The organism is Mesorhizobium sp. M1423 (genome assembly GCF_040317575.1).
Lineage (GTDB): Bacteria > Pseudomonadota > Alphaproteobacteria > Rhizobiales > Rhizobiaceae > Mesorhizobium.
In genome coordinates this window covers 56,881-72,552 of sequence record NZ_JAMYKU010000002.1, presented here as the reverse complement: position 1 = coordinate 72,552, position 15,672 = coordinate 56,881, and the positions used below count along the sequence as shown (strand labels likewise).

Here is a 15,672-nt window from a genome sequence, read left to right as displayed (position 1 = left end):
GATGACCCACCGCATTCTGATCCTCGGCGGAACCACCGAAGCCCGGCAGGTGGCCGGAATACTCTCGGTGCGCTCCGATCTCGCGATTACGCTGTCGCTGGCCGGCCGCACTGAAAACCCGGCCGCGCAAGGCGTGCCGGTGCGGGTTGGCGGCTTTGGTGGCGTCGACGGGCTGGCGTTGTATCTCCACGAGACGGACGTCGACCTGCTGATCGACGCCACGCATCCCTATGCGGCGCAGATCTCCGCCAATGCGGCGGAAGCAGCGCGCCGATCCGGCGTGCCGATCGTTGCGCTCAAGCGCCCAGGCTGGGAGCCTGCCGAAGGTGACCAGTGGACGCTGGTCGACGGTGTTACCAGCTCGGTGACGGCGCTGGGATCGGCGCAGCGCCGCGTGTTCCTGGCGCTCGGACGGCAGGAGATCACTGCCTTCGAGGCTGCACCCCAGCACCACTATCTCATCCGTAGCGTCGATCCGGTCGAACCAAGACTTACTGTGCCCGACGCGACCTATCTCTTGGCGCGCGGGCCGTTCCAGGAGCCGGACGAACACTCGCTGCTTCAAGAGCACCGCATCGATGTCGTCGTTTCCAAAAACAGCGGCGGCGAAGCGACCTACGGCAAGATCGCCGCAGCGCGGGCGCTCGGCATCGAGGTGGTCATGATCCGCAGGCCGGCGTTGCCGGACGTCACGTCGGCTGAGACGGTCGAATCTCTTGCCGCGATGGTCGATCATTTTCTGGTCGGTCATGTTCTTGGGCCCGCTGCCGACCGCGGCGTGTAGACCAGCGCTGGTTTTTCACCGCGCTTGATGATCCGGGTTTCCGGTGAACCGATGATGATGCAGGTGGCCATGTCGGCATTTTGCGCATCGGCTTCCGCCAGCAAGAAAACTTCGATGCGCTCGTCGGGACGGCCGGCGGCGCGACCGAAGATCACCGGCGTGGTGCCCGGCAGGATCGCGGCAAGGCATTCGAAGGCGCGGCCGAGTTGCCAGGGGCGCGCCTTGCTGATCGGATTGTAGAGCGCGATGACGAAGCCGGCGCCCGCCGCGGCCAGCAGGCGCAGCTCGATCAAATCCCACGGCTTCAGATTGTCTGACAGCGAGATGGCGCAGAAATCATGGCCGAGCGGCGCGCCGATGCGGGCGGCGACGGCGAGCATGGCGGTGATGCCAGGCACGATGGCGATGTCGACCGCGCGCCACTCGACCGGCCCCGCCTCGATCGCCTCGCAGACGGCCGCCGCCATGGCGAAGACGCCGGGATCGCCGCCCGATACGACCGCGACATTGTGGCCTTCCGCAGCCTTCAGCAGCGCGTCCCTGGAGCGCGCTAGCTCCTCGCGATTGTCGGAAGCGACGCGAATCTGGTCGGGACGCAGATCAAGCCGGTCAAGATAAGGCTTGTAGCCGTAGAAGAATTTCGCCTCGGCGACGGCCCGGTTCGCTTCCGGCGTCACCTGGTCGGCGTTGCCAGGCCCCAGGCCGATGACGGTCAGGCGGCCGCTCATGCTTCGGCTCCCAATGCGCTTGGCCGCCCCGACCAGCCGGCGACCAGCACGATGGCGAAATAAGGCGCCTGGTCGTCCTTTTTGTCGGCAAGCCGCATCGAGACGCCGCCCGGCATGGTGCCGCGCTCGACATAGATGGCCCGCGGCAGCTTGTCGGTTGCCTCCAGCGCCCGCCTGATCTTGGGCAAGTTGCGGCCGACCTTCATGATTACGGCGGCATCGGTGTCGGCGAGGCGGCGCGTCAGCTCGAATTCGCTCATCGTGCCCGGCAACACAGTCAGCACGTCGTCGCCCTGGACGATCGGTAGGCCGGTCGCCGACCAGCAGCCGGACATGGCGGTGACGCCGGGAATGACTTCGGTCGGAAAGCGATGCGCCAGCCTGACATGCAGATGCATGTAGGAGCCGTAGAAAAGCGGGTCGCCTTCCGAGAGCACCGCAACCATCCTGCCGGCGCTGAGGTGCTCGGCAACCTTTTCGGCCGACTGCTCGTAGAAATCGGTGATCTGCGAGCGGTAGTCGCCGTGGTCCTTGGCGATCTCGGTGGTCACCGGATAGAGCAGCGGCAACTCTATCAAATCAGCGCGAAAATGGGCTCCGACAATGGCGCGCGCGTTGCTGTTGTTGCCGCGCTTGGCGAAATGCGCAACGACATCGGCCTCAGCCAGCGCGCGCACTGCCTTCAGCGTCAAAAGTTCTGGGTCGCCAGGACCGGTGCCAACGCCGACCAGCCGACCTTTTGCGATCGCATTCATAGGCCCGGCCTCGCCAAAGCGTTGAGCGCGGCGGCGGTCATGGCGCTGCCGCCCAGCCGGCCGCGCACGATGGCGAAGGGCACGCCATAGGAATTTTCGGCCAGCGCATCCTTCGATTCGGCGGCGCCGACAAACCCGACCGGCATGCCGATGATCGCCGCCGGCTTCGGCGCGCCGTCGCGCAGCTTTTCCAGCAGATAAAAGAGGGCGGTCGGCGCATTGCCGATGGCGACGACCGAACCGGCCATGCGCTCGCCCCACAGGTCGATCGCCGCGGCCGAGCGGGTGTTGCCGATTTTTCTCGCGATGTCGGCGGTCCGCGGATCGCGCAGCGTGCAGATCACTTCGTTGCCGGCCGGCAGCCGGGCGCGCGTGACGCCATGCGAGACCATCTGTGCGTCGCAGAAGATCGGCGCGCCGGCGCTCAACGCTGTGCGCGCAGCGGCGACGAAATCGCGTGAGAAAACGAAATGCCGCGCAGCCTCGACCTGGCCGCATGCATGGATCATGCGGATAGCGACGTCGGCCTCGGCTTCGGAAAAGCGCGACAGGTCGGCCTCGGCGCGGATGATGGCGAAGGAGCGCTCATAGATCGCTGTGCCATCATGAATATAGTCGTAGGTGATGGGGTTCTGGGCGGGCATGCTCATTCCTGTCGGTAAGCTTTGACGACGCCGGCCGTGCCAAGCCTTGCAAGGCAGGCGGCGGCAGTCTGGCCTCGAAGTCGTTTTCTGCGGATTGCCGCTGCAATGCCGCCGATGCCGCGCGAGGCGTCATCGCCCGGCCTGTATCCGGCAGGAAACATCTTAGCCGTCCCGTCCACGACAAGTCCGGCTCCGTTTTCGCTACCGACCAATGTCAGCGCCGCCGGACCGGGATGGGCGCAGCCCTTGGCGCAGCCGGAGATGTGCAGCGTCAAGGAAGAATCGAAGATGTCGCGGTTTTCCACGGCGATGGTCTCGGCGATTTCGCGCGTCGCGATGCGGCCGGAGGCACAGGCGGGAGCACCCGGGCAAGCGGCGATCCTGGTGCGCGGGTCGGCGGCGTCGGTGACGAAGCCGAGGGTTGCGGCGGCTTGGTGGAGCGGCGGGCAGGCCGCTGGCGCGAGGCCGAGGAAAACCAGCGCGCGGCCCGGCGCCAGGCGGATTTCGGTGGCGCCAAGGGCCAGCGCGCTCTGCGCGAGAGCGATGATCTGGTTCGCCGGCATGCTGCCGAAGGGTAGGCCGATGCCGAGGGCGGTTCCGGCTGCAGCCAAGTCGAAAACTCCGATGGGCCGGCGATCCTTCGCGCCCCCCTCTGTCCTGCCGGACATCTCCCCCACTTGGGGGGAGATCGGCAGCTTCGCCGGTGGCTCACTCTTAGCATGCTTATCGATTGGCGAAAGCTGAGATGAGGGCGCAATCTCCCCCCAAGTGGGGGAGATGTCCGGCAGGACAGAGGGGGGCGCCAAGGATCGCCAATTTGCCAGAGATATCAGCTGTCTTTCTGTCAAATCCCGCGCATGGGCATCGCGCCCCTTTTCGGCAACCATCCTTAGGATCGCAACGGCGATGTCGCAGGCCGCATCTTCCTCGGCCATGACGAGTAGCGTCGCAGTCTGACCGCCGCCGGCGATAGCCACCTGCCATTGCGTCCCCGCATCGGTCCGCACCGCAGCCAGCCTGGCATCGGCCGTCACTGCATCCAAGGTCAGCTGTCCGCCACCGTCGACAATCACCGAGACCTTCGGGCCAAGACGCTGCGTGACGCCGGCGTCCTCGATTGCCGCCCGAATCCGCTCCGCTAGCGGGCGCGGATCGGCGATTTCCTGCGGGTCGAGCCCGGCCAGCGGACCAGTCTCGACCGGCACGCCGGTGCGAACGGCAATACCCAGCGCATCAACCTCCATCGCCAGCAGCCGGGCGCTTTCGGGCGTCAGGCCGCGTATCTGCAAGCTGCCGCGGGCGGTCACTTCCATAATGCCGTTGCCGTGGCGCAGGGCGGATTCGCAGAGTCCGATCAACGACTTCGGCAACAGTCCTCCAGCGACCGGATTGAGCCGCACCAGCAGCCCGTCGCCGGTTTGCATCGGTGCCGACAAAGCAGGGCAGGCGCCGCGTCGGGAGAAAGCGTTCATGCCGCCACCCCAAGCGCCTGGGCTTCGGCAATCAGTGCGGCGAGATCGTCATCGATCGAATTGCGCAGCGGATGCCACAGACCGCGCCGTCGTGCCGACATGAAACGTTCGGCCATGACCTTCGCCGCCGACGGGTTCTCGCGCAGGATGAAGGCGCGGACAACGGGGTCGCCGAGATAGGCGTCGTGCACGGCCTCGATCAGCGCGCCAGATATGGCATGAGTGGTCTCGGCAAAGCCGACAAGCCGGTCGACCGTCTCGGCGAATTCCGAGGCGCCGCGCGGCCCGTGGCGCATCTGGCCGGCAATGAAGCGCGGATTGACGGCGCGTGCCCGTACGACGCGGGATACGGCGTCACCAACCGAGCGTGGCTTGGGCTTTTGCGGATCCGTGGTGTCGAGCACGATCACGTCAGCGTTTTTGCCGAGCGCGGCAAGCGCTGCCGAAAAGCCGCCGATAAAGGCGACGTCGGCCGAGCCTTCGAGGATGTCGCGGCCGGGATCGTCGCCGGTATGAACCAGAAGGTCGGCCTCAGCGATGCGGCCCTCAAAAGCGCCGGGCGCCGAAATGCCTTCGCCCTCGGCGCCGCCATAGGCATGCGAGGTGGCGGCGAGATAGGCGCGGCCGATCTCTTCGCGCGCGGCCCAGTCGCCGCTTGATAGCAAGTCCTCGATGCCGGCGCCGTAAGTGCCGGGCGAGGTGCCGAATATGCGCGGGCTGATCTTGCCGTCTGCACGGGTTCTCGCCGCCAGCGGGTTTTCCGAATCGTCCTCGTCGCGGGTCGCGACGGCGTTGGCGGCGGCATCGATCAGCGCGATCTGGGTTGGGAACATGTCGCGGAACAGGCCGGATATGCGCCAGGTGACGTCGACGCGCGGGCGGCCGAGCGTTGCCGGCGGCAGCACCTCGATGCCGGTGATGCGGCCGGTGGCGGAATCCCATTGCGGCCGGCAGCCCATCAGCGCCAGGCCTTGCGCGATCTCCTCACCGCCGGTGCGCAGCGAGGCCGAGCCCCAGAGGTCGATGACCAGCGAGCGCGGCCAGTCGCCATGCGATTGCATGTAGCTGCGGACGACTTCTTCCGCTGCCACCTTGCCCAGATCATAGGCGGTCGGCGTTGGCATGGTGCGTGGGTCGGCGGTAAACAAATTGCGGCCGGTGGGCAGCACATCGCGCCGGCCACGCGCCGGTGCACCGGCCGGACCGGCGGCGACATGGCGGCCGTCGAGGGCCGCGATGAGTGCTACTTTCTCGGCTGCCGCACTCTGCTCGCGCAAAGGATCGGTTTCGCCCTCAGGCGAGCGACCGTAGATATGCAGGCCGTCCTTGATGGCGAAATCCTTGAGATCGCAGAGCCAGGCGTCGATGCGGCGCAAGGCTTCGTCGGCTGCGTCGGTCCTGGCGACGCCGGCCTCTGAGGCGAGGCCGGTCTTTTCCGCAGTCTCGACGATCAGCTTCGCCAGGCGGTCGCGGCGGCGGCGGTCGAGCCCGTCGGCCTGGGCATATTCGTCGACCAGTCGCTCGAGTTTATGCTGCTCTTCGTCCAGCCCGGCGCCGGTCAGCGGCGGCGGCAGATGGCCAAGCGTGACGGCGGCAATGCGTCGCTTGGCTTGTGCTGCCTCGCCGGGGTTGGAGACGATGAAAGGATAAATGACGGGCAGGGGGCCGGTGACGATTTCGGGAAAGCAGTTTTCGCTGAGCGCCACGGTCTTGCCGGGCAGCCACTCCAGCGTGCCGTGGGCGCCGACATGGATAATTGCATGGATGCCGAGCGACTTACGCAGCCACAAGCCAAAGGCGATCAGTGCATGGCGCGGCGGCAGTGTCGGGTCGTGATAGTCGGCGCGGCGGTCGGCTGAGCGCCCGCGATCAGGGGCGAGGGCTACGGTGATATTGCCGAAGGTGGCGGCGCGGAAGGGGAATTTTGCGGTGGTGGGCGCTTGGACACCCCCCTCTGCCCTGCCGGACATCTCCCCTTCAAGGGGGGAGATTGGCAGTTCGGCTGCCGGCTCTCCCTTAACGCCCTTGGTAGTTGGCGAAAGCAGAGACAACAGCGCAAACTCCCCCCTTGAAGGGGAGATGTCCGGCAGCACAGAGGGGGGTGCCTCGCGCGAACCTGTCTCATCATCCGTATTCCCCCATGCGGCCTCCACCGCAGCGATGGCCGCCGGCGGCAATTCCTTCGAGAAGGTCAGATAATCCTGCAAAGCCAGTCCCTGGTCGGCTGGCTCCAGCACCTCCAGCAACTGACGCGGCGTTTGCGGAATCCCTTCAACGGCGTAGCCCTGTTCGCTCAGGTCGTGCAGCATCGCCAGCACGCTGGACGGCACGTCGAGACCGACGGCATAGCCGGTGCGGCCGGGCGCGCTCGGATAGTCGGGGATCAGGATGGCGAGCTTGCGCTCCGCACGCGGCGTCCGCTGCAGACGCACGAAGGCCTCGATACGGTTCGCGACCTGCGCCACGCGGTCAGGCTCTGGCCGGTTGGCGAAGGCGCGGAAGGCCAATGCCGGATCGATCTCGCTTTCGCTCTTGAAGGAAATGGCGCCGGCCAGGATGCGGCCGTCGAGCTCGGGCAGGACGACATGCATGGCAAGGTCGGCGGGCGCCAGGCCGCGCTGGTTGTTCTGCCAGATGTCGCGGCGGGTGGTCGCGACGACGATCTGGAACACCGGCACTCCGGCGCGGTCGAACAGCGTCTCGACGCCGGGTTCGGCGCCCGAGGCGAAAGCTGTGGCGGTGATGATGGCGGCAGGGTTCAGCGCGGCAAACGCGGTTTCGACAAAGGCGAGCGATGCCGGGTCCTTGAGGCTGGAGACGAAAATAGGCACGGGAACCATGCCGCGTACGCCCAGCGCTTCGAAAAGCGCGTCGATGGGCGCGACATCGGCGGCGAGCAGCATCGAGCGGTAGAACAGGATGGGGATGATGGGGGCGGGTTCGGCGGACGGTAGGTTTAGGCTGCGTTCCTTCGCGCCCCCCTCTGTCCTGCCGGACATCTCCCCCACAAGGGGGGAGATCGCCTGGTCATCGTCGCCTTCGTCAATGTTCGATGTTGCAGAAGTCGCGAGACGGTCAGTGACAGCCGATCTCCCCCCTTGTGGGGGAGATGTCCGGCAGGACAGAGGGGGGCGCGAAGGAATGCCGACGCTTGATAAGTCCATTCTTTCTATAACGCCGCGTCCCGGCTCGTAAAATCCCGCCTTTGGCACGCTGACAGGTTCAGCGACCGCCGCACCCGATCCGGCGAGACTTGCCAACCTCTGCACCAGCGCCGTCATATTCGCCGGGCCACCTTCGCGGAAATAGTCGAGCAGACCATCAAGTTCCTGGCGCGGCAGCGTCGAGCCTTCGATCAGCCGCAAATCCTCGTCGTGGCTCTCGCCCGGTAGGAGCGCCAGCTTAATACCGCGATTTCGCGCGACAACGGCAAGCTGGTCGCAGCCGTAGCGCCACCAGTCGTAACCGCCGAGGATGCGGACCAGGACGACCTTGGCGTGGCGGGCGACGCTGTCGATCCAGAGGTCGACGGACATCGGGTGGCGCAGGTCGCGCAAGGCGGCGAGCCGCATCGACGGCAGGCGGTCCGCATCTGCCTTCCACGCCGCCGCCAGCCCGGCGAGGTCGCTGTCGGTGAAGGACAGCGCCACGACATCCGCAGGCGTTTGCCTGAGATCGACAGGCTCGGCGAGATCGTCGAGCGAGGCGGATGTGGTGGTGAGGATGTGCATCGCGGCTCGTACCTGGGATCAGCCGGCGAGGATACGCTCGATCGCCGGGCGGTTCAGCCCTTTCAGGCCGATGACGACGAGGCGCGAGCGGCGATCGTCTTCAGCGGTCCAGGCGCGGTCGTAATAGTGGTTGACGCGCGGACCGACGGCCTGCAGCAAGAGCCGCATCGGCTTGCCGCCGACGTCGACGAAACCCTTGACGCGCAATACGTTTTCTTCCTCCGCCGCCGTGGCGACGCGTTGTGCCAGCTCGTCCGGGTCGGACACCGACGCAATGTCGATGACGAACGAGTCAAAGTCGTCATGTTCGTGGTCGAGCTCGTCGTCGTGATGGGTCTTGCGGTTCTCGATGTCGTCCTCGACGGTGAGACCAAGGCCGAGCAGCACCGACGGATCGACCTTGCCTTGCGAGGTCGGCACGATCCTCACCGCCCGCGCAACATGCTTGCCGATGACGGCATTGGCGCGCGCCGCGCCGGCTGCGTCCAGCAGGTCGCTCTTCGACAGGATGATCAGGTCGGCACAAGCGAGCTGGTCTTCGAACACCTCCTCGACAGGATCGTCATGGTCGAGCGTCTCGTCCTGCGCGCGCTGCGCCTGCAGGGCGTCCATGTCGTTGGCAACGCGGCCATCAGCCAGCGCCGGCCCGTCGACGACGGCGATGACGCCATCGACCGTGACGCGGCTTTTCACCGACGGCCACTGGAAGGCCTGGACCAGCGGCTTGGGCAGGGCCAGCCCGGACGTCTCGATCAGGATGTGGTCGACCTTCGGCGTCAGCGACAGGATCTGGTCGAGCGCGGGGACAAAGTCGTCGGCGACAGTGCAGCAGATGCAGCCATTGGCCAGCTCGACGATGTTTTCCTCGGGGCAAGTGTCGATGCCGCAGCCCTTCAGGATCTCGCCGTCGATGCCGATATCGCCGAACTCGTTGACGATGATGGCCAGGCGCTTGCCTTTGGCGTTTTCGAGCAAATGGCGGATCAGCGTCGTCTTGCCGGCGCCGAGAAAGCCGGTGACGACGGTGCAGGGGACGCGCGAAACGTTGGCGGCCGAATCTGGGGAAGTCATATCAAGTCCTTCAAAAGGTCGAGGGGAGGGATGCGGGCAACCAAGCCGCGCTTCAGGCAATCGGGACGGCCGCGCCACGGAATGAGGCCGTCCGTCGAAGTAGCGAACAGCTTTGCCCCCGTCACCAGATCGGTGCCGCTGGTCGTGGTCAGGTCGCCGAAGACATAGCTCCAGCAGCCGTCGCGCAGCATCGCGGCGCTGAGCCGGCGCTTGCAATTGCCGAGGCATTCGACGGTGCGGATTTTAATGTTTTCGCTGGAAGCGGCGCGGCGCGTGTCCTCGGCGAGCAGTTCGCCGGCGCGGGGATGAGCGTCCGAACCGGTCTCGTCACGGCAGGACGAGCAGACGATGACGGTGACGCCGGCCGGGGAATCACCATGGCCGGACAATAAATCCGCTGTCTCAGCCGGAAAACTGCTGTCGCGTTCCAAATCAGGCTCCTTGCCCGGAAAACCCGCCAGGCGATCGGATTCTTATGTCCTAGACGGCAGGTCTCCTGGCTCGCGGGTCATCGCCTGGGTGCCGCCTTCCCGGGAATATCCCAGTGGTTTTCGGCCTTGGCTCGTCGCTTACAGTTGCGGGGACAGCCGCGGATTTGAAATCGAGATTTCGCACCGCATTCCCTCTTGGCCCTTGCCGTTGCGGGCAGGGGACCGTCTGGAACGGATTTAGGCTTGTGGAGGCAGTCGTGTCAACGCACGTCTATGACGCGGCGATATCTGCGAGCGGCTGGCCGAGGTCGCCGGCAGCCGTCACCTCGATGCGCTCGAGCCCGAGCCAACCCTGCATCTGCTTCAATTCCTCGAAAAGGGCGGCGGCAGTTTGCGGCGGGGCGCCGGGCTCCGAATAGGCGGCATGGACGCGCAATACGCCGGCCGGGCGGTCGGCCCTGAGGTCGACGCGCCCGACGATGCTGTCGCCGAGCAGGAACGGCAGCACATAATAGCCATACTGGCGCTTTTCGGCCGGCGTGTAGATCTCGATGCGGTAGTGGAAGTCGAACAACCGCTCGGTGCGCGACCGCTCGAAGACGACGGGATCGAACGGCGCAAGCAAGGCGCGCGCCTCGATCCTGCGCGGCAAACGGGCGTCCTTGTGGAGATAGGCTGTTTTGCTCCAGCCTTCGACGCTCACCGGCAACAGGTCGCCAGCCTCGACCAGTTCCTCGATGCGGCCCTTGATGTCGGCGGGCGAGAGGCGGAAATAGTCGCGCAGATCGCCCGCCGTGGCGACGCCATGGGCGCGGGCGGAGATGCGCAGCAGTTCGCGGTGGGCGTCCGCGGGGGACGGAACTGGCAAAGCGAGTACCGTTGGCGGCAGCACGCGCTCCGGCAGATCGTAGAACCGCTCGAAACCACGCCGGTGCGCCGTGGTGATGCGGCCCGCCCAGAACAGCCATTCGAAGGCATGCTTGGCATGGCTCCAGCCCCACCAGCCGCCCGAGCCCTTCTGGCCTTCGAAAGCCGACGCCGCGATCGGGCCTCGTTCAGCGACCTCGCGATAGATGTCCTCAATGTAGGCGGCGTGCTCGCGGCCCCATTTTGCCAGTCCGCTGTACATTTCCTCGCCGCGCTCGGCCCGCTGCATGCGCCAGCGCATCAGCGGATAGGTCTCGACGGGTAGGAACGAGGCTTCATGCGCCCAATATTCGAAGACCATGCGCTTGCGTGTCACCGCGGCGTCGTCGAGCAGCGCCAGCTTGTAGGGGCCAAGCCGCGAATAGAGCGGCATATAATGGGCGCGAACCACGGCGCTGACGGAATCGATCTGCAGCAGGCCGGTACGGGCAAGCACCCGGGCCAGATGCCGGCGGTCAGGCGTGCCGCTGGGGCGCGGGTCATTGAATCCCTGTGCCGCAAGCGCAATGCGACGGGCCAGGGCAAGCGAGATTTTTTCCTTCATGAAGGCGGTATCCGGACGATGTTAGACAGAGAAAATGACCTGCGATTCCGCCCCATGCTAGCAAGGTTTTGGCGGCATCTATGTCAGGAGAGAAAAGTGGAGTGAAAAGTGAAGGAAATCAAACAGGAGCGGATCGGACCAGTTTTCCCGGATATGCCGTCCAGCACCGCGATTTGAACAAGGTTTGACTTGCTTCGCCGAAAGCGCTGCGCTAACCCTCGCCGCGTTGCAGCATAGAGCCCCCTTAAAACGGTTCAGTGGTTAATCTGTCACGCTTCCGCAAGTGGGTCCGGTGCTGTAATCAGAGTGGATTGGCCGCCAACGGAAAACTGCAGCATGAACGCACTTTTAGGTTCGTACCTGCCCATCGTCCTGTTCATCGGCGTGGCGCTGGTCGTCGGCCTGGCGCTGCTCGCCGCACCGTTCCTGGTGGCTTACCGCAACCCCGATCCGGAAAAGCTTTCCGCCTATGAGTGCGGCTTCAACTCGTTCGACGACGCCCGCATGAAGTTCGACATCCGCTTCTACCTGGTGTCGATCCTGTTCATCATCTTCGATCTGGAGGTGGCCTTCCTGTTTCCTTGGGCAGTGTCGTTCAGTCAGATCGGCATGCTCGGTTTCTGGTCGATGATGGTGTTTTTGGCGGTGCTGACCATCGGCTTTGCCTATGAATGGAAAAAAGGAGCGCTGGAATGGGATTGAACGACAGTTCCGGCACGCTCGTCGCGCCGAAGCCCAAGGGCCTCATCGACCCCAACACCGGCAGACCGGTGGGGGAGGATGATCCGTTCTTCCTGGAGATCAACAACGAACTCGCCGACAAGGGTTTTCTCGTCACTTCGACCGAGGCGCTGATCACCTGGGCGCGCAGCGGCTCGTTGATGTTCATGACCTTTGGCCTCGCCTGCTGCGCCGTCGAGATGATCCACACCTCGATGCCACGCTACGACAGCGAGCGTTTCGGTGTCGCGCCGCGCGCGTCTCCGCGCCAGTCCGACATCATGATCGTCGCCGGCACGCTGACCAACAAGATGGCGCCGGCGCTGCGCAAGGTCTACGACCAGATGCCGGAGCCGCGCTACGTCATCTCGATGGGCTCCTGTGCCAATGGCGGCGGCTATTATCATTATTCCTATTCGGTGGTGCGCGGCTGCGACCGCATCGTGCCGGTCGACATCTACGTGCCCGGCTGCCCACCGAGCGCTGAAGCGCTGCTCTACGGCATCCTTCTGCTGCAGAAGAAGATCCGCCGCACCGGCACGATCGAACGGTGAGCGGCATGACCCAGGCGTTGAATGACCTCTCGACCTATCTTGGCGAGAAGCTGACCGGCCGGATCGGCGAAGCGGTGCTCGCCTATGGCGAACTCACTATCTCGGTCGAGCCGCGCGACCTGATCGAGGTGGTGACCTTCCTGCGCGACGACCCGAAATGCCAGTTCATTTCGATCATCGACGTTTGCGGCGCAGATTATCCGTCGCGGGCAAAGCGCTTCGACGTGGTCTATCACCTGCTGTCGCCGAGGCAGAATATCCGCATCCGCATCAAGGTCCAGGCCGACGAAGAGACGCTGGTGCCGTCGATCACCGGCATATATCCCGGCGCGGACTGGTTCGAGCGCGAGACCTACGACCTCTATGGCGTGCTGTTTTCGGGCCATCCCGATCTGCGCCGGATCCTGACCGACTACGGCTTCGAGGGCCATCCGCTGCGCAAGGACTTTCCGCTGACCGGCTTCGTCGAGGTGCGCTACGACGACGAAGCCAAGCGCGTCATCTACGAGCCGGTCGAGCTCAAGCAGGAATTCCGCAATTTCGATTTTCTGTCTCCGTGGGAAGGTACGGATTACGTGCTTCCGGGAGATGAGAAGGCAAAGCAGTAAATGGCTGAAACCTCCGTTCGCAACTTCAATATCAATTTCGGCCCGCAACACCCTGCTGCGCATGGCGTTTTGCGCCTTGTGCTGGAGCTTGACGGAGAAGTCGTCGATCGCGTCGATCCGCATATCGGGCTTTTGCATCGCGGCACGGAAAAGCTGATCGAGCACAAGACTTATCTGCAGGCCGTGCCCTATCTCGACCGGCTCGACTATTGCGCGCCGATGAACCAGGAGCATGCCTTTGCGCTCGCCGCCGAGCGGCTGCTCGGTATCGAGGTGCCGAAGCGCGGGCAGCTTATTCGAGTTCTCTACTCCGAGATCGGCCGCATTATGTCGCACATCCTCAATGTGACGACGCAGGCGATGGATGTCGGCGCGCTGACGCCGCCGCTCTGGGGTTTTGTCGAGCGCGAAAAGCTGATGGTGTTCTATGAGCGCGCCTCGGGCTCGCGCATGCACGCGGCCTATTTCCGGCCGGGCGGCGTCCACCAGGACCTGCCGCAGAAGCTGATCGAGGACATCGGCAAGTGGATCGACCCGTTCCTGAAGTCGGTCGACGACCTCGACGCGCTTTTGACCGGCAACCGCATCTTCAAGCAGCGCAATGTCGACATCGCTACCGTCTCCCTGGCCGACGCTTGGGCCTGGGGCTTTTCCGGCGTCATGGTGCGCGGCTCGGGTGCGCCGTGGGATCTGCGCAAATCGCAGCCCTACGAATGCTATGCCGAGCTGGACTTCGACATTCCGATCGGCAAGAACGGCGACTGCTTCGACCGTTATCTGGTGCGTATGGAAGAGATGCGGCAGTCGGCGAAAATCATGCGCCAGTGCGTCGACCTGTTGCTCGGTAAGGAGGGCAGCGGGCCGGTGTCTAACCTCGACGGCAAGGTGGTGCCGCCGAAGCGCGCGGCGATGAAGCGCTCGATGGAAGCGCTGATCCATCACTTCAAGCTCTACACCGAAGGCTACCGCGTTCCGGCCGGCGAGGTCTATGCCGCGGTCGAGGCGCCGAAGGGCGAGTTCGGTGTCTATCTCGTCTCCGACGGCACCAACAAGCCCTACCGCTGCAAGCTGCGCGCCCCCGGCTTTGCGCATCTGCAAGCGATGGACTTTTTGTGCCGCGGCCACATGTTGGCCGACGTCACCGCCGTTCTCGGCTCCCTCGACATCGTGTTTGGTGAGGTCGATCGGTGAATCGCATTCTGAGCCTCACGTTAATCGTCATTGCTGTCGCAATGCACCCTGCATATGCAATCGAGTGCGGAGCGTCTATCGATGCTTCCGATCTTGTGAAGCAGCACTTCAAGCTGAGCTACGTCACGCTTGGCATGCAAGAAAGTGCGACAGCGGAATCCGCCGATGTCGATGCTTTCTATTTCAAGAGAGATACATGCGAGTGTAGCGTCGCAGCGCCGGATGGCGCGAGTTTCTCTAAGGCGGAGGTATCGGCAGCCGCTTCCGGCAAAACAGGGTTCGCGCGGCTTGTTGCTCGCTTGGCTGGTAAATCCGGCGTTTGCCCGCCTGTCATGACAAATTCGCCGACTTTCCAATGTTTCGACGGTACGGCGAAACTTTGTAAGGAGGCCGCGGCAAGATGACGAACCTATACGTCTTTGGTGAGGTCGATCGCTAAATGTCAGTCCGCCGTCTCGCAGAAGCCAGCCTCCAGCCAGCCTCCTTCGCCTTCAACCGGGCGAATGCGGCAGCGGCGAAGCAGTGGATCAAGAAATATCCCAAAGGGCGCGAGCAGTCCGCGATCATCCCCTTGCTCATGCTGGCGCAGGAGCAGGAAGGCTGGGTGACCAAGGCGGCGATCGAGGCGATCTCCGACATGCTCGGCATGCCCTATATTCGTGGGCTCGAAGTCGCCACCTTCTACACGCAATACCAGCTCAATCCAGTCGGCACTCGCGCCCACATCCAGGTCTGCGGCACCACGCCCTGCATGCTGCGCGGCTCGGAATCGCTGATGGATGTGTGCCGCTCGAAGATCCATCACGACCAGTTCCACACCAACGACAAGGGCACGCTGTCGTGGGAGGAGGTCGAATGCCTCGGCGCCTGCGTCAACGCACCGATGGTTATGGTCTTCAAGGACACATACGAGGATTTGACGCCGGAGCGGCTTGCCGAGATCATCGACCTCTATGACGCCGGCAAGGGTGCTTCGGTGACGCCAGGACCGCAAAACGGCCGCGTCACCTCAGAGCCGGCCAGTGGCCTGACGACCCTCAAGAGTGAAAAGGCGATCCTCAAGGTAACCCGCGACCGGGAAACCAAGGCGGCGACCAAGGCCGCCAAGGAAGCGGCGCCGGCGGCTGCCGCCGCAGCACCCGCGGCGCCGGCCCCGCCAGCCGCTTCTGCCGCGCCGGCGCCGGTTGCGCCCTCGAATGCCAGCAAGCCGAAGACCGACGCTGTCGAGACCAGTCCGGCGCTGAAATCGCCATCGGCGACAAAAGTCGCGCCCGCGGCGGAAAAGGCGGCGAGCGTTGCAGCGCCGCTGCATTCGGCCGCCAATGCCAACAAGGCCGAGCCGCAGGTCGAGGACGTCTCGAAACAGCGCAAAGGCCCCAAGAACAAGGCCGAGCCGGCGTCTGCTTTCAAAGCGCCGGAGGCCAAGGTTAAACCGGCGAAGACTGCCGCCAAGGCGGCCACGCCGTCGCCCGGAAACAAAAGCCGGCCGACCGGCAAGAAGCCGGTCTGAGG

Annotated in this window: 15 protein-coding genes and 1 riboswitch; of the genes, 7 read left to right on the top strand and 8 right to left on the bottom strand. The window is 64.6% G+C overall.

Annotated elements, in window-relative coordinates; genetic code table 11:
• Nucleotide 1 precedes the first annotated feature (1 nt).
• Entirely contained in the window at nt 2-784 is a 783-nt protein-coding gene (locus NKG95_RS03170) for a cobalt-precorrin-6A reductase (protein ID WP_023720759.1), read from the top strand.
• On the opposite strand, the gene NKG95_RS03165 is transcribed toward NKG95_RS03170, so the two are convergent.
• The 8 genes from NKG95_RS03165 to NKG95_RS03130 all read right to left on the bottom strand — a co-directional run bounded on the left by NKG95_RS03165 (nt 748) and on the right by NKG95_RS03130 (nt 11,087).
• The gene (locus NKG95_RS03165; protein WP_023720758.1) at nt 748-1,512 is read right to left on the bottom strand and encodes a precorrin-3B C(17)-methyltransferase; all 765 of its coding nucleotides are present in this window, start codon (nt 1,510-1,512) and stop codon (nt 748-750) included. The genes NKG95_RS03170 and NKG95_RS03165 overlap by 37 nt on opposite strands.
• Nucleotides 1,509-2,267 (bottom strand): precorrin-2 C(20)-methyltransferase, encoded by a 759-nt coding sequence (locus NKG95_RS03160; RefSeq protein ID WP_353039944.1) that lies wholly within the window; start codon nt 2,265-2,267, stop codon nt 1,509-1,511. The genes NKG95_RS03165 and NKG95_RS03160 overlap by 4 nt, the downstream gene beginning before the upstream one ends.
• Complete coding sequence (locus tag NKG95_RS03155) at nt 2,264-2,917, bottom strand: precorrin-8X methylmutase (RefSeq protein WP_353003317.1); 654 nt, start codon at nt 2,915-2,917, stop codon at nt 2,264-2,266. The genes NKG95_RS03160 and NKG95_RS03155 overlap by 4 nt, the downstream gene beginning before the upstream one ends.
• Nucleotides 2,914-4,383 carry a precorrin-3B synthase gene (cobG, locus tag NKG95_RS03150; protein ID WP_353039943.1) on the bottom strand — a complete coding sequence of 490 codons (1,470 nt, stop codon included), beginning with the start codon at nt 4,381-4,383 and terminating at the stop codon, nt 2,914-2,916. Before cobG ends, NKG95_RS03155 begins: the two co-directional genes overlap by 4 nt.
• On the bottom strand, nt 4,380-8,114 hold the full coding sequence (locus NKG95_RS03145; protein WP_353039942.1) for a cobaltochelatase subunit CobN: 3,735 nt from the start codon (nt 8,112-8,114) through the stop codon (nt 4,380-4,382). Before NKG95_RS03145 ends, cobG begins: the two co-directional genes overlap by 4 nt.
• Nucleotides 8,115-8,132: 18 nt before the next feature.
• Nucleotides 8,133-9,185 carry a cobalamin biosynthesis protein CobW gene (gene cobW, locus NKG95_RS03140; RefSeq protein ID WP_353039941.1) on the bottom strand — a complete coding sequence of 351 codons (1,053 nt, stop codon included), beginning with the start codon at nt 9,183-9,185 and terminating at the stop codon, nt 8,133-8,135.
• Nucleotides 9,182-9,616 carry a DUF1636 family protein gene (locus NKG95_RS03135; RefSeq protein WP_353018481.1) on the bottom strand — a complete coding sequence of 145 codons (435 nt, stop codon included), beginning with the start codon at nt 9,614-9,616 and terminating at the stop codon, nt 9,182-9,184. Before NKG95_RS03135 ends, cobW begins: the two co-directional genes overlap by 4 nt.
• Before the next feature lie 38 nt (nt 9,617-9,654).
• A riboswitch (cobalamin riboswitch) is annotated at nt 9,655-9,858 on the bottom strand.
• A gap of 29 nt (nt 9,859-9,887) precedes the next feature.
• Complete coding sequence (locus NKG95_RS03130; protein WP_353039940.1) at nt 9,888-11,087, bottom strand: winged helix-turn-helix domain-containing protein; 1,200 nt, start codon at nt 11,085-11,087, stop codon at nt 9,888-9,890.
• A gap of 336 nt (nt 11,088-11,423) precedes the next feature.
• Here NKG95_RS03130 and NKG95_RS03125 point away from each other — a divergent pair, with 336 nt between their 5' ends.
• From NKG95_RS03125 to nuoE, 6 genes are read left to right on the top strand one after another with little or no spacing between them, the layout of a single operon-like run.
• Nucleotides 11,424-11,789, top strand: coding sequence for an NADH-quinone oxidoreductase subunit A (locus NKG95_RS03125; RefSeq protein ID WP_023720750.1), 366 nt, complete (start codon nt 11,424-11,426; stop codon nt 11,787-11,789).
• The gene (locus NKG95_RS03120) at nt 11,780-12,361 is read left to right on the top strand and encodes a NuoB/complex I 20 kDa subunit family protein (protein ID WP_023720749.1); all 582 of its coding nucleotides are present in this window, start codon (nt 11,780-11,782) and stop codon (nt 12,359-12,361) included. Before NKG95_RS03125 ends, NKG95_RS03120 begins: the two co-directional genes overlap by 10 nt.
• A 5-nt stretch (nt 12,362-12,366) precedes the next feature.
• Nucleotides 12,367-12,969, top strand: coding sequence for an NADH-quinone oxidoreductase subunit C (locus NKG95_RS03115; protein WP_023720748.1), 603 nt, complete (start codon nt 12,367-12,369; stop codon nt 12,967-12,969).
• Nucleotides 12,970-14,160 (top strand): NADH-quinone oxidoreductase subunit D, encoded by a 1,191-nt coding sequence (locus tag NKG95_RS03110; RefSeq protein ID WP_023720747.1) that lies wholly within the window; start codon nt 12,970-12,972, stop codon nt 14,158-14,160. It abuts the gene before it with no gap.
• Nucleotides 14,157-14,564 carry a hypothetical protein gene (locus NKG95_RS03105; protein ID WP_023720746.1) on the top strand — a complete coding sequence of 136 codons (408 nt, stop codon included), beginning with the start codon at nt 14,157-14,159 and terminating at the stop codon, nt 14,562-14,564. Before NKG95_RS03110 ends, NKG95_RS03105 begins: the two co-directional genes overlap by 4 nt.
• A gap of 35 nt (nt 14,565-14,599) precedes the next feature.
• On the top strand, nt 14,600-15,670 hold the full coding sequence (nuoE, locus tag NKG95_RS03100; RefSeq protein WP_353039939.1) for an NADH-quinone oxidoreductase subunit NuoE: 1,071 nt from the start codon (nt 14,600-14,602) through the stop codon (nt 15,668-15,670).
• The last annotated feature ends 2 nt before the right edge of the window (nt 15,671-15,672 follow it).

What these genes read in the sequence shown, in the direction of transcription:
- NKG95_RS03170 (WP_023720759.1), top strand. Translation starts at nt 2, where the DNA reads ATGACCCACCGCATTCTGATCCTCGGCGGAACCACCGAAGCCCGGCAG.
- NKG95_RS03165 (WP_023720758.1), bottom strand. Translation starts at nt 1,512, where the DNA reads ATGAGCGGCCGCCTGACCGTCATCGGCCTGGGGCCTGGCAACGCCGAC.
- NKG95_RS03160 (WP_353039944.1), bottom strand. Translation starts at nt 2,267, where the DNA reads ATGAATGCGATCGCAAAAGGTCGGCTGGTCGGCGTTGGCACCGGTCCT.
- NKG95_RS03155 (WP_353003317.1), bottom strand. Translation starts at nt 2,917, where the DNA reads ATGAGCATGCCCGCCCAGAACCCCATCACCTACGACTATATTCATGAT.
- cobG (WP_353039943.1), bottom strand. Translation starts at nt 4,383, where the DNA reads ATGAACGCTTTCTCCCGACGCGGCGCCTGCCCTGCTTTGTCGGCACCG.
- NKG95_RS03145 (WP_353039942.1), bottom strand. Translation starts at nt 8,114, where the DNA reads ATGCACATCCTCACCACCACATCCGCCTCGCTCGACGATCTCGCCGAG.
- cobW (WP_353039941.1), bottom strand. Translation starts at nt 9,185, where the DNA reads ATGACTTCCCCAGATTCGGCCGCCAACGTTTCGCGCGTCCCCTGCACC.
- NKG95_RS03130 (WP_353039940.1), bottom strand. Translation starts at nt 11,087, where the DNA reads ATGAAGGAAAAAATCTCGCTTGCCCTGGCCCGTCGCATTGCGCTTGCG.
- NKG95_RS03125 (WP_023720750.1), top strand. Translation starts at nt 11,424, where the DNA reads ATGAACGCACTTTTAGGTTCGTACCTGCCCATCGTCCTGTTCATCGGC.
- NKG95_RS03120 (WP_023720749.1), top strand. Translation starts at nt 11,780, where the DNA reads ATGGGATTGAACGACAGTTCCGGCACGCTCGTCGCGCCGAAGCCCAAG.
- NKG95_RS03115 (WP_023720748.1), top strand. Translation starts at nt 12,367, where the DNA reads ATGACCCAGGCGTTGAATGACCTCTCGACCTATCTTGGCGAGAAGCTG.
- NKG95_RS03110 (WP_023720747.1), top strand. Translation starts at nt 12,970, where the DNA reads ATGGCTGAAACCTCCGTTCGCAACTTCAATATCAATTTCGGCCCGCAA.
- nuoE (WP_353039939.1), top strand. Translation starts at nt 14,600, where the DNA reads ATGTCAGTCCGCCGTCTCGCAGAAGCCAGCCTCCAGCCAGCCTCCTTC.